Here is a 12,751-nt window from a genome sequence, read left to right on the forward strand (position 1 = left end):
CCCGCGGCTCCGGCTCAGGCGGGCAGCCGGCGCATTTCGAGCACCCGCAGGCCCAGGGACTGGAAGCGGGTGAGGAGCCCGTACAGATGGGCCTCGTCCGCCACGCTGCCGAACAGGACCGTCTGCTCCGGTACGGGGATCCGGTCGAGCTCGGGAAAGCTCGCGGCGAGCCTGTCCGGTACGACCCCCGAGATGCGGAATTCGTAGCGCATGAGAGCACTCACTCCTCTCGGAACGAAGGCTTCGGAGCCCGGCCGGTGCGAGGGCCCGGGCCGCTTCCGGCCTTCACCCACCATCGTCGGCCCCCTGCCCGGCGCTCGGCATCGCCCGGTGCGGGCGAGACACGCGTCCGCGGCGGCCCGCTCGCGGCTCAGAGCATCCCGAGGTCGCGTGCCCGGCGGACGGCCTCGCTGCGCCGGGTGACGCAGAGCTTGCGGTAGATGCTCTTCAGGTGGGTCTTGACCGTGTTGGCCGACACGTACAGCTCGGCCGCGATCTCCTCGGTGGACAGCAGCTCCGCGGCCTTGCGCAGCACCTCGGTCTCCCGCGCGCTCAGCGGCTCCACCACCGGCGGCTGCCCGTCGCCCTGCGGCGCGCGCGCCGTACGGGCCGGGGCGCGGGGGGTCAGCCAGCCGTGCGACCGCGCCAGTCGCGGGTCCCCGCGCAGGGTCCGGCGCACCCAGGGACCGCTCTCGGCGAACATCCGGCGCAGTTGCTCGGGGCGGGCGAGGGTCAGGGCCTCGCCGAGGCGCCGGTGCGCCTCCTGGGAGTCGCCGTCCGCCGCGGCGATCCGGGCGTGGAGCAGGCACGCGTGGGCCCGTACCGCGGTGGCGACCGCGTCGTCTCCCGGTACGTCCGCCAGCGCCCCCGCCGCGCACGCGCCCCGGCCGGCGGCCAGCAGGGCCCGGGCCCTGGCCACCGCGTGCTCCGGCCGGTCGCCGTCCGGGGCCTCCACCGCGTCCAGGACCCGCAGGGCCGCGTCGGCGTCGTCGCGTGCGAGGTGTACGCCCGACTCGGCCACGGCCAGCTCGTCCGCCGCCCAGGCGGGCATTCCCTCCGGGTCCACCGCGCGCAGGACGGCGAGCGCGGCGTCCCCGTCGCCCTCGGCCGCCGCGATCCGGGCTGCGATGACGGCGGTCCGGACGGCGGTCGCGGGATCCGGGTGCGGGCCCGGCGCCGCGGTGGCCAGGTCGAGGTGGCGGCGGGCGGCCGGCAGATCGTCCTGCTCGACGGCCACGCCTGCCAAGACGAGGTGGTCGGTCCCGGCGCGGCGCTCGGGCGGCAGGGCGGACCGCTCGGCGACGGCGAGCGAGGTGCGGGCGTGTTCTGCCGCCTGCCGCAACCGGCCGCGCAGCAGTTCGGCCAGGGCCAGTGAGCCGAGCGCGCTGCAGAGCGGGGACTCCGTGCCCGGCGGCCCGCACGCGGCGACGGCGGCCGTGAGGGTGGATTCGGCCCGGTCCAGTCGGCCCGCGCCCAGCTCGACGGCGCCGAGGTGCGCCAGCAGCATGGCGCGGAGCTCGGGGCGTTCGGCGAGCAGGTGCGGCGGCAGCTCCCGCAGCAGCCGGTCGGCCTCGGCGGCGGCCCGTTCGGTGGCCGTCACGTTGCCGGCCGGGCGTCCGGCGAGTACGCCGAGGAAGGCGCGGCCGAACCGCGCCGCCGGGCCGCGGGACTCCGCGAGGGAGGCGTCCGCAGGGGATGCGTCCGCCAGGACGGCGTCCGCCCGCCGCAGTCCGGCCTCACATCCGGGCAGGTCCCCTTCGGCCAGCCGGCAGGCCGCGCCGACCAGTGCGGGCGCCACTCCGGTCGTCCCGGCCGGCATCCCGGCGAAGGCCCGGCCCAGCTGGTCCGCCTCCAGGCCCGTGAGGAGGCGGCCGATCGCCAGGTTGTCGACCAGTTGCGCCGCCGCGAACTGCCAGTCCCCGGCGGCGGCGCCCTGGAGCACCGCTTCCGTGATCCGCCCGGTCCGGGCGAGCCAGCGCGCCGCACGGCCGTGCAGTTGCGGTTCCAGCCCGGGGCAGCGTTGCCGCAGGTGCGCGCGCAGGACCTCGGCGAACAGCGGGTGCAGCCGGTACCAGGCCGAGGCGTCGATCTGCTCCAGGAACGCGTTGTCGCGGGCCAGCCCCGCCAGGGTCCGTGCGCCGTCGTCCCGGCCGGTCAGCGCGTCCGCGAGAGCCGGGTGGACGCGGTCCGTGACGCAGACGCGCAGCAGCAGGTCCTGGGTGGGCGGCGGCTGTGCGTCGAGGACCTCGGTGAGGAGGTAGTCGGCGATCGTGGTGCGGTCGGCCGCGAACTGGCGCAGGAAGGCCTCCGGGTCGGCGCTGCGCTGCATCGCCAGGGCGCACAGGCGTACTCCGGCCGCCCATCCCTCGGTCCGTTCCATCAGCAGGCGGATTCCGGCGGGTGAGATGTCCAGCCGGTGCTCGCCCAGCAGCGCCTCGGCGTCCGCGTCGGTGAATCGGAGGTCGGCGTGCCGGATCTCCGTGATCTCGCCGGCCGCCCGGTAGCGGTGCAGGGGCAGCAGGGTGTCCGACCGGCTGGTGAGCACGATGCGCAGGCCGCCGGCCGCGTGCCGGAGCACGAAGTCCAGTCCCTCGGTCGTCGCGGGCGGCTGGGCGGTGTCGAACTGGTCGAGCACGAGGACCGCGGGCTGCGCGGACGCGGCCAGCCCGTCCGCCAGGCGCACCAGGAACGACCGGGTCACCCCTTCGGCGCGGGTCGGCCTGCCCACCGCGGTCGGCAGTGCCACCCCGCCCCGCTGGAGGGCCTCCAGGACGTACGCCCAGAAGGCGCCGGGGGCGTCGTCGGGTTCGACGGTGAGCCACATGGGGGGACGCGGCGCGCTTCCGTCGGCCGCCCAGTGGGCGGTGAGCACCGTCTTGCCCGATCCGGCCGGACCGTTGACGAGGGTGAGCGGCCCCTGCGCCCCGGCCGTCAGGCGCCCCAGCAGCTCGGGCCGGCGGACCAGCAGCTTCGGCACGGCCGGAGGCGCGAACCTGGCCGTGAGCATGGGGTCGCCGGTCGGGGCGCGGTGGTCCATGGAGGTCACCGGGGTTCCCGTGGCGGTACGGACTGTGATCGGCCCACGGTCACCACTGAACCGGCGATCGGTGGTGATCACCAGTTGGGTCACCTGGTCCGGGGGATGTCGGGGCGCACGGGGGCCCGGAGCATGGGCACGGGTCGCCTCCCCCACGCGGGACGGCCGTCCAGGAGGTCCGATGAACGCTCTCGCGGCGGCCGGATGGGGTGCTCTCGCGGCATTCTCCCTGGTCATCGGTGCCTGGCTGGCACTGCGCTACCGTCCGTCGCCAAAGGTGACCGGACTGGTCCTGGGTTTCGGCGCGGGAGCGCTGATCGCGGCCGTGGCGTACGAGCTCGTGCCCAGGGAGCGCTTCGAGAGCGCGTGGGACTTCCTGGCCGTCGGCGTCGGCGCGCTGACCTTCTTCCTCCTCGACGGAGCCCTCGCGCAGAAGGCCACGGCGCAGCGGTCGGCCGGGAGCGCGCACAACGCGAACCGCTCCATCGTGCTCGGTGCCCTGCTCGACGGGATACCCGAGTCGCTGGTGCTGGGGATGGGCCTGGCCGCAGGCGGCTCGATCAGCGTCCCTTTCCTTGCGGCGGTGTTCCTGTCGAACCTCCCCGAGAGCCTCGGCGCCACCGCGGGCATGCGGGAGGAGGGCCGGCAGCCGGGTGTGGTGTACCGGATCTGGTGGGGCATCACCGCGATCTCGGGCGCGTGCGCGGCGCTGGGGTACGGGCTGGTGGGGTTCGTTCCCGGCACCGAGGGCCGGCTGGTGCAGGCGTTCGCGGCCGGGGCGGTCCTGACCATGCTCGCGAATTCGATGATGCCGGAGGCCTTCGAGCTGGGCGGCAGGCTCGCGGGCCTGTCGACCGTGCTCGGCTTCGCGGCCGCCGGTGCGCTCTCCCTCCTGGAGTGACGCGCCGCCGGCGGCCGCCCGCTCAGGCCTCGGGGGCCGGGGAAAGGCTGATCCGGCGCCGGTCCAGGTCCAGGTCCACGGCGAGCAGGGTGACGCGTACGTCGTCCCCCGTCTCGAAGGTCCTGCCGGAGAACTCGGTCTCGTGGACCAGGCCCTCGACGCCCGGTGCGATGCGCACGAACACACCGAACGGAATGATCTTGGTGACGGTGCCGGGGAAGGTGTCGCCGACCCGGAGTGCTTCGGCGAAGGGGCGCCAGGGGTCCGGGCGCAGTGCTTTGACGGACAGGCCCACGCGCTCCCACTCCAGGTCGACGTGGAGGACCTCGGCGCGGATCCGCCGTCCGATCGGGGCCACCTCGTCCACGTCCTCGAAGTACTCCCAGGACATTTCGGGGACGCGCAGGAAGCCCAGGGGCCATCCCCGCTCGTGTTCCAGGTCCAGGTGCACGTGCACACCGACGTCGTCCAGGCCGCTCGCGACGGTGCCTGTCACCACGTCTCCGGTCCGCAGCGAACCGAGCAGGGTCCGCCGCTCGTCGGCCGGGGTGCGGTTGGTACGCCAGCGCGCCCGTACGACGCCGTCGGCGTCGGGCAGCACTCCGGCGAGCAGGGGGTGGCGATCGGCCGGTGCCAGCGGGACCAGCCCGGCCCGGTGCCCCGGACCACCCCCGATCATCGGGTAGGCGATGTCGGTGCGGCCCATCCACGGCTCGGCGAGGCGCGCCCGGGGGATCCCGTCGGGATGCTGCTGGACCAGGAGTTCGAGCCGTTCCGAGTGCAGGACGGCGGTGCGGACCGCCTCGATGTCGTCGGTCAGGTCCGGCCACACCGCCAGCCGGGCCCGCGGGGTCAGCAGCTCCCGTACCCGGGTGATCTCGGCGGCTGTGGCCGGCCGGTGCCAGCGATGGGCGCCGGCGACGTACCGCTCCTCGACCAGCACGCCCGCCGCGCTCGGCGACCAGACGGTGGAGCGCCGTCCAGAAGGCTGCGTCCGCGGGCGGCTGGGGGTCGGTCTCGTCGAGGGCGGGGTCGTACGGGGAGCGTTCGACCGGTTCGACGGTCAGCCCCGATCGGCGGGCGTGCGCCGCGGCCTCCGCGTACGGCCCCGCACCCCCGACGTAGACGTCGTGCCGTTCCCCGACGTGGAGGAAGAAACCTCCCTCGGTGTGCAGCCGGCACCAGGGGCCCTCGCGCAGCAGCATGGCCCGCAGCAGCTCCAGGCCGGTGTCGAGCGGTATGGGCGCGCCGTCGTGGTAACCGGACGGTGGGAGCGGGCCGGACGAGCCCGGCCGGTCGCTGGGGAACAGCCCCGCCATCTCCGGGGCGCTCGGGGCCGAACGGGATCGGAAGGAGAAGAACCCCCGGGCCATCGGATTGTCGATCGTCAGCCGGTCGATGCCGGCCTCCGTGGCGAAGCGGCGCGCGGCGGCGACGAAGGTCTCGGCCGCCTGTTCCCGGACGGCGAAGGGGACGGCCGCACCCGGGGTGAGCCGGTAGGTGAAGGGCGGCATCTCAGTGCCCCCGGCGGCTCGAAGTCGCCCTGAGGGCCGGTCGCGGACGGACAGAAAGTTGGATCATGTGGCCCAGCGTAAGGTACCGGGATGATCGAGACACCAGAGGGCGTTCACGGACTGCACCGTCGAACGCGAGGGAGCGGCCGGAGCCGCATGGCTCGCCGAACTGCCTTCCATCGTGGACGAGTTACTCGCACGCTGGGAGTGCGTACCGGACGGCGAGGTCATGCACGGGGGTGTCGGAATCATCGTTCCGGTGCTGCGGCGGGACGCGGTACCGGCCGTACTGAAGGCCTCCTTCCCGCATCCCGGCAACGTCCACGAGCCGGACGCGTTCGAGGCGTGGGGCGGGCGTGGAGCCGTCCTGCTGCATGAGCGCGACGACGAGCGTTTCGCGATGCTGCTGGAGCGGGTCCGGACATCGACGCTGGAGGGGGTCGAGGACGGCGACGAGGTGGTGACGGTGGCGGGGCGGCTCAGCCGCCGGCTGGCCGTCCCGGCGCCGGCCGGCCTGCCCCGGCTGCGGGAGCAGGCCGACTCCTGGGAGGAGCAGCTCCGCCGGGACGAGAAGGAGTTGACGCACGCGATGCCGCGGTACGCGGTGGACGCGGCGGTGGCGACCGTCCGCGAGCTGGGGCGCACCCAGCCGGACGTCCTGATCCACGGCGACCTCCACGCCCGGAACATCCTGCGGGCGGACCGCGAGCCGTGGCTCGCGGTCGATCCCAAGGGCTACGTGGGCGATCCCGCCTACGACGGCGGCACGCTGCTCAAGACGCGTGCGTTGTCCCTCCTCGGAGCCGAGGACCTCGGCAAGGCGGTCCACCGCACGCTGGACATCTTCGTCGAGGCTGCGGAACTCGATCGCGAGCGCGTTCGGCGCTGGGCTCAACTGCATGCCGTTCAGGCCGCGTTCTGGGGCCGTCGGCACGGCTTCCGGGTCGCCCGCAGCGGCCCCCTGCTCGACTGGATCACGGAATTCGCCGACAACCTGGCGCAGTTGCTGACGCGGCCCGCCTGACCTCGGCCGCCGAGCCCCTCGCCCCGTGCCCTCGCCCCGTGCCCTTGCTCCCGTACGCGGTGCGGCGCGGGTGCGGCGACACCACTCGCCCCACCCGCGCCGTTCCCGTGCGTCTCCGGCGCACCCTCTGCCCTGGAGACCGCCGGGGCCCCTCAGCCCCGGCCGTATGTGTGGAACCCGCGGCCGCTCTTGCGGCCGAGCAGACCCGCCTGCACCATCCGCTGCAGCAGCGGGGGCGGCGCGTACAGGGGCTCCTTGAACTCCTCGTAGAGGGATTCCGCGATGGCCGCGACGGTGTCCAGGCCGATCAGGTCGGCGAGTTTGAGCGGGCCCATCGGGTGGGCGCAGCCCAGTTCCATTCCGGCGTCCACGTCCTCGGGGGCGGCGAACCCGGATTCGGCCATGCGGATGGCCGAGAGGAGGTAGGGGATCAGCAGCGCGTTGACCACGAAGCCGGCCCGGTCCTGGGAGCGGACGGTGGTCTTGCCCAGGGCGCCGCGGGCGAAGGCCTCCACGGCGTCGAGGGTGTCGCGCGAGGTGTGGAGGGAGGAGACGACCTCCACGAGCGGCAGGACGGGGACGGGGTTGAAGAAGTGCAGGCCCACGACCCGGTCGGCGCGGCCGGTGGCCATGCCCAGGCGCATGATCGGGATGGCCGAGGTGTTCGTGGCGAGGATCGCCTCCGGGTCCGCCACGATCTTGTCGAGGCCGGCGAAGACCTCGATCTTGGCCTCGGGGTTCTCGGTGACGGCCTCGATGACGAGCTGCCGGTCGGCGAGGTCCTCCAGGTCGCCGGTGAAGACGAGCCGCGCCAGGGAGTCCTCGGCGGAGATCCGGTCCAGTTTGCCGCGCTGCACGGCCCGTTCGAGGGAGACGGCGACGCGCTCCCGGGCGGCCCGGGCGGCGGTGGCGTCCGACTCGGCGACGACGGTGTCGAGGCCGGCGCGGGCGCACACCTCGGCGATGCCGGCGCCCATCTGGCCGCCGCCGACGATACCGACCCGGTGGATCGACGCGATCGACGTGGTCATCAGTGGTTCTCCGTCCGGCGGACGAGGTGGCGGGTGTAGGCCTCGGGGGTGAAGAAGGCGGGCAGGCGGGGGGTGAGCGCGGTGTTCACGAAGACCTCCCGGGCCTCGGTGACCCGGGCCCGCGGGTTCTCCTCCTCCAGTGCCGCGCATTCGGCGTCGAGGAGGTCGAGGACCGCCGCCCGGTCGGCCTGGTCGTGGCGCAGCCACTGCCAGATCTGGACGCGGGCGATCTCGGCGGTCGCGGCGTCCTCCATCAGGCCGTACAGGGCCACGGCGCCGCTGCCGCGCAGCCAGGCGTCGAAGTAGCGCAGAGCCACGGCGACGTTGGAGCGGATGCCCTCCCGTGTGGGGGGCGCGGCGATCCGGCGTACGGACAGCAGGTCGGCGGCCGTGATCTCGACGTCCTCCCGGGTCCGGTCCAGCTGGTTCGGCCGTTCCCCCAGAACGCCGTCGAAGACCTCGCGGCAGACGGGGACCAGTCCGGGGTGGGCCACCCAGGAGCCGTCGAAGCCGTCCTCGGCCTCCCGCTCCTTGTCGAGGCGGACCTTGGCGAGGGCGGCGGCGTTCGCCTCCGCGTCCCGGCTGGGGACGTGGGCGGCCATCCCGCCGATGGCCTGGGCGCCGCGCCGGTGGCAGGTACGGACGAGCAGCTCGGTGTAGGCCCGCATGAAGGGGGCGGTCATGGTGACCCTGGCCCGGTCGGGCAGCTGGAAGTCGGTGCGGTGGCCGAAGGTCTTGATCAGGCTGAAGAGGTAGTCCCAGCGGCCCGCGTTCAGTCCCGCGCTGTGCTCGCGCACCTCGTGGAGGATCTCCTCCATCTCGAAGGCGGCGGTGATCGTCTCGATGAGGACGGTGGCGCGGACGGTGCCGCGGGGGATGCCGAGGAGTTCCTGGGCGAGGAGGAAGACGTCGTTCCACAGGCGCGCCTCGTACCGGTTCTCCAGCTTGGGCAGGTAGAAGTACGGGCCGTGGCCCGCGTCGATCTGCCGCTGGGCGCAGTGGTAGAAGTACAGGCCGAAGTCGACGAGGGACGCGGACAGGGGCCGGCCGTCGATCTCCAGGTGCTCTTCGAGGAGGTGCCAGCCGCGCGGCCGGACCATGATGGTCGCGAGCTGCTCGCCGAGGCGGTACTCCTTGCCCTCCGGGGTGGTGAAGTCGATGCGCCGTTCGATGGCGTCGAGCAGGGTCAGCTGGCCGCCGATGACGTTGGTCCAGGTCGGGGCCGTGGCGTCCTCGAAGTCGGCCATCCAGACCTTGGCGCCGGAGTTCAGGGCGTTGACGGCCATCCGCCGCTCGGGCGGGCCGGTGATCTCGACGCGGCGGTCGGTGAGGCCGGGCGGCGGCGGGGCGACGCGCCAGTGCGGGTCCTCGCGGAGGGCGCGGGTGGCGAGCGGGAAGTCGAGCGGGGTGCCGCCGCCCAGGTGGCCCGAGCGGCGGTGGCGCTCCTTGAGGACCTCCAGGCGGCGGTCCGCGAACGCGGTGTCGAGCCGGCCGATGAACTCCAGGGCCTCGGGGGTCAGGATCTCCTCGTGGCGCTCACCCGGCGCACCGAGGACCTGGACGCTGCTGGTCAGAGGCGATAGGGGCATGCGGTTCTCCTCAGCGGGGGCGGTGGGTGGGTGCCCGGGGGAGGTCCCTCGGGCACCCGTCGGAAGGACTCGGCGCAGCGACGGCCTAGTGGAACTGCTCTTCCTCGGTGGAGCCGGAGAGCGCGGTGGTGGAGGAGGCCGGGTTGACGGCGGTGGAGACGAGGTCGAAGTAGCCGGTGCCGACCTCGCGCTGGTGCTTGACCGCGGTGAACCCCTGGGCCTGGGCGGCGAACTCGCGCTCCTGGAGGTCGACGTAGGCGGTCATGCCGTGCTCGGCGTAGCCGCGGGCCAGGTCGAACATGCCGTGGTTGAGGGAGTGGAAGCCGGCCAGGGTGATGAACTGGAAGCGGTAGCCCATCGCGCCGAGCTCCCGCTGGAACTTGGCGATCTGGTCGTCGTCCAGCGCGGCCTTCCAGTTGAAGGACGGCGAGCAGTTGTAGGCCAGCATCTGGTCGGGGTACTGCGCGTGGATCGCCTCGGCGAACTCGCGGGCCTGCTCCAGGTCCGGGGTGCCGGTCTCCACCCAGATCAGGTCGGCGTACGGGGCGTAGGCGAGGCCGCGGGCGATGACCGGGGCCATGCCGCCCCGCACGTGGTAGAAGCCTTCGGCGGTGCGCTCGCCCGTGCAGAACTCCGCGTCGCGCTCGTCGACGTCGCTGGTCAGGAGGGTGGCGGCGAGGGCGTCCGTACGGGCGATGATCAGGGTCGGGGTGTCGGCGATGTCGGCCGCCAGGCGGGCCGCGTTGAGGGTGCGGACGTGCTGCGAGGTCGGGACGAGGACCTTGCCGCCGAGGTGGCCGCACTTCTTCTCGGAGGCCAGCTGGTCCTCGTAGTGGATGCCGGCCGCGCCCGCCGCGATCATCGCCTTGGTGAGCTCGAAGGCGTTCAGCGGGCCGCCGAAGCCGGCCTCGGCGTCCGCGACGATCGGCGCGAGCCAGTCCGTCGTGTCGGTGCCGCCCTCGGCGGTGGCGATCTGGTCGGCGCGCAGCAGCGCGTTGTTGATCCGGCGCACCACCTGCGGGACCGAGTTGACGGGGTACAGGCTCTGGTCCGGGTAGGTGTGCCCGGCCTGGTTGGCGTCGGCGGCCACCTGCCAGCCGGAGAGGTAGATCGCCTGGAGTCCGGCCCGCACCTGCTGGACCGCCTGGCCGCCGGTGAGCGCGCCGAGGGCGTGGATGTAGTCCTGCTCGTGGAGCTGTCGCCACAGCCGCTCGGCGCCGCGCCGGGCCAGGGTGTGCTCCTCGCGGACGCTGCCCGAGAGCCGCACCACGTCCTCGGCCGTGTAGGTGCGCTCGATGCCCGCCCAGCGAGGGTCGTCGGCCCACCGCTGCTTGAGCTGCTCGGCCGCCGCCGTCGTGTTCGCCTCTGCCATGACCGTCACCGTTTCCATCCGTCGCTTGTCTTGCCAATGAGCCGGGACGTGGACCCGATTCATTGGCACTCTGTGCCTGTCGATGAGATGCGGCCGCCGAACCCGACCATGGGCCGAAGCTGAGCAATGCTGCCGAGCCGCCGGGACGAACTGTCTGAACGGCCGAAATCAGGGCGTGAATCGGGCCAGTCGGCTCTTCCCGGCCACCGTGTCCGGCGGGCCGCAGCACCGACTCTGACACTGACACCGAGTGCCATCAAGGAAGTACATCTGCCAAGCTCTGCGAATCTTCGACCCCGGAATTGCCAAGGTTGCGAAGCTCGGCGGCCGCGAAGATCCCCGTATCCTGGCGGCGCGTGTACGGCGGCGTGCAGGGCGGCGTGCACGGCCCGGAAGACGGCGAGGGAGTGCGGTGAGCAAGACGTACGCGGGAGCGCGGCTGCGACGGCTGCGCGAGGAGCGGCGGATGACCCAGGCCGACCTGGCCCGGGTGCTCGCCATCTCCCCCAGCTACCTCAACCAGATGGAGCACGACTCCCGGCCGCTCACCGTTCCGGTCCTGCTGCGGCTCACCGAGGCCTTCGGTGTGGATCCGGGGTTCTTCTCCGAGCGCGACACCAGCCGGCTGGTCGCCGACCTGCGCGAGGCGCTCGCGAACGAGGTGGCGCAGGCCCGCGTCTCCCCCTCCGACCTGGCCGAACTGGCCACCCGCATGCCCGCGGTCGCCTCGGTCCTGCTGGACCTGGGCCGGCGCAGCCAGCTCCTGGCCGAGCGGCTCGCCGACGCCGCCGACGGCCGGGACGCGGCCACCGACAGTCCGCGCTCGCCCCACGAGGAGATCCGCGAGTTCTTCTACCGGCGGCAGAACTACCTCCACGACACCGATCTCGCCGCCGAGGGTCTCGCCGCCGAGATCGGCATCCACCCGGGGGACGTCATCCGCGCGCTGACCCGCCGGCTCTCCGACCGGCACGGGATCCGGACGGCCACGGACTCCGACCGACTGCACCACTACGACCCCGCCGCCCGGGTGCTGCACCTGTCGAACCGGCTCCGGCCGGGGCAGCAGGCGTTCCGGATGGCCACCCAGCTGGCGCTGATCGAGTACGGGGACGAGCTGGACCGGCTGGCCGCCGAGGACTTCCCGCCCGGCTCCCCTGTCCACGCCCTCGCGCGGATCGGCATCGCCAACCACTTCGCGGGCGCGCTCATCCTCCCGTACCGCGCCTTCCACGCGGCTGCTGAGGAGTTCCGCTACGACATCGAGCGGCTCACCGACCACTTCGGGATCGGCTACGAGACGGTCTGCCACCGGCTGAGCACCCTGCAGCGGCCCAGGCTGCGCGGGGTGCCCTTCTCCTTCGTCCGGGTGGACCGGGCCGGGAACATGTCCAAGCGGCAGTCGGCGACCGGATTCCACTTCTCCCGCGCGGGCGGCACCTGCCCGCTGTGGAACGTGTACGAGGCCTTCGCCGCGCCCGGCCGCATCCACGTCCAGGTGGCCGCCATGCCCGACGGGCAGCGGTACCTGTGGACCGCCCGGGCCGTCACCCGTCACCGCGGCGGCTGGGGCGAGCCCGGCAAGACCTTCGCGATCGGGCTCGGCTGCGAGATCCGGCACGCCTCGCGGCTCGTGTACGCCGACGGGCTGGACCTCGACAACACGGCGGCCGCCACCCCGATCGGCATGGGCTGCCGCCTCTGCGAACGCCTCGACTGCCCGCAGCGGGCCGTGCCGCCGCTCGGGCGGGCGCTGGCCGTGGACGAGAACAGCAGCACCTTCATCCCGTACCCAGTGACCAGGAACGCGGCCCCGGCGCGGGACTGAGCGGGCGTCAACCGCGGACTCGGGTCGCGGGCGGGGCGACGCGGCCGGATGGCGAAGGCGCGCGGCGGCGGCTCTGGACTTACTAGGACGTCCAACTATATGTTCGTGGCACAAGGTCCGCGGTGCAGGGAAGCCGGTGAGAAACCGGCACGGTCCCGCCACTGTGACCGGGGAGTGTGCTGCCATCAACACGCCACTGACGAGGCCTGTCGGGAAGGCGGGCGGCACGCGGGGATCCGGGAGTCAGGATACCGGCCGCGGATGTTCCGTGTTGTCCACGAGGATGGAGCAGACACGCATGGCACCGGTTTGTACCCACGACCCTGGTGATCCGGCGGAGCGCACACACACGTTCGCGCGCTCATAGGTCGTCTCTTTCGACCAGTCCCACGACCCTCCCCAGCGGCGCGCCCCATCGGGTGCGGTCCGCCGGTCGGCCGTGCCATCCCCGGATC

Annotated in this window: 9 protein-coding genes and 1 riboswitch; of the genes, 3 read left to right on the plus strand and 6 right to left on the minus strand. The window is 73.4% G+C overall.

Annotated elements, in window-relative coordinates:
• Positions 1-14 precede the first annotated feature (14 nt).
• Both ACZ4YL_RS10295 and ACZ4YL_RS10300 read right to left on the minus strand, forming a co-directional pair.
• Entirely contained in the window at positions 15-212 is a 198-nt protein-coding gene (locus ACZ4YL_RS10295; protein ID WP_468115270.1) for a hypothetical protein, read from the minus strand.
• Positions 213-370: 158 nt separating this feature from the next.
• Complete coding sequence (locus tag ACZ4YL_RS10300; protein ID WP_468115271.1) at positions 371-3,118, minus strand: helix-turn-helix transcriptional regulator; 2,748 nt, start codon at positions 3,116-3,118, stop codon at positions 371-373.
• Positions 3,119-3,218: 100 nt separating this feature from the next.
• On the opposite strand from ACZ4YL_RS10300, the gene ACZ4YL_RS10305 reads away from it, so the two are divergent.
• Positions 3,219-3,938 carry a ZIP family metal transporter gene (locus tag ACZ4YL_RS10305; RefSeq protein ID WP_468115272.1) on the plus strand — a complete coding sequence of 240 codons (720 nt, stop codon included), beginning with the start codon at positions 3,219-3,221 and terminating at the stop codon, positions 3,936-3,938.
• 22 nt (positions 3,939-3,960) lie between these two features.
• Here the strand turns inward: ACZ4YL_RS10305 and ACZ4YL_RS10310 are convergent, their stop codons facing one another.
• Positions 3,961-4,881, minus strand: a complete 921-nt coding sequence (locus ACZ4YL_RS10310; protein WP_468115274.1) for a S1 RNA-binding domain-containing protein — start codon at positions 4,879-4,881, stop codon at positions 3,961-3,963.
• Between the two features lie 752 nt (positions 4,882-5,633).
• Here ACZ4YL_RS10310 and ACZ4YL_RS10315 point away from each other — a divergent pair.
• Complete coding sequence (locus tag ACZ4YL_RS10315; protein ID WP_468115275.1) at positions 5,634-6,476, plus strand: aminoglycoside phosphotransferase family protein; 843 nt, start codon at positions 5,634-5,636, stop codon at positions 6,474-6,476.
• 152 nt (positions 6,477-6,628) lie between these two features.
• Here ACZ4YL_RS10315 and ACZ4YL_RS10320 read toward each other — a convergent pair whose 3' ends face one another.
• The 3 genes from ACZ4YL_RS10320 to aceA all read right to left on the minus strand — a co-directional run bounded on the left by ACZ4YL_RS10320 (position 6,629) and on the right by aceA (position 10,468).
• Positions 6,629-7,507, minus strand: a complete 879-nt coding sequence (locus ACZ4YL_RS10320) for a 3-hydroxybutyryl-CoA dehydrogenase (RefSeq protein ID WP_468115277.1) — start codon at positions 7,505-7,507, stop codon at positions 6,629-6,631.
• Complete coding sequence (aceB, locus tag ACZ4YL_RS10325; RefSeq protein ID WP_468115278.1) at positions 7,507-9,096, minus strand: malate synthase A; 1,590 nt, start codon at positions 9,094-9,096, stop codon at positions 7,507-7,509. The genes ACZ4YL_RS10320 and aceB overlap by 1 nt, the downstream gene beginning before the upstream one ends.
• Before the next feature lie 85 nt (positions 9,097-9,181).
• Positions 9,182-10,468, minus strand: a complete 1,287-nt coding sequence (gene aceA / locus ACZ4YL_RS10330; protein ID WP_468115280.1) for an isocitrate lyase — start codon at positions 10,466-10,468, stop codon at positions 9,182-9,184.
• Positions 10,469-10,880: 412 nt separating this feature from the next.
• Here aceA and ACZ4YL_RS10335 point away from each other — a divergent pair, with 412 nt between their 5' ends.
• A complete protein-coding gene (locus ACZ4YL_RS10335) occupies positions 10,881-12,296 on the plus strand; it encodes a short-chain fatty acyl-CoA regulator family protein (protein WP_468115282.1) in 1,416 nt (471 codons plus the stop codon).
• A gap of 103 nt (positions 12,297-12,399) precedes the next feature.
• Positions 12,400-12,570: riboswitch (cobalamin riboswitch) on the plus strand.
• Positions 12,571-12,751 lie beyond the last annotated feature (181 nt).

The organism is Streptomyces sp. NPDC030021 (assembly GCF_055574035.1).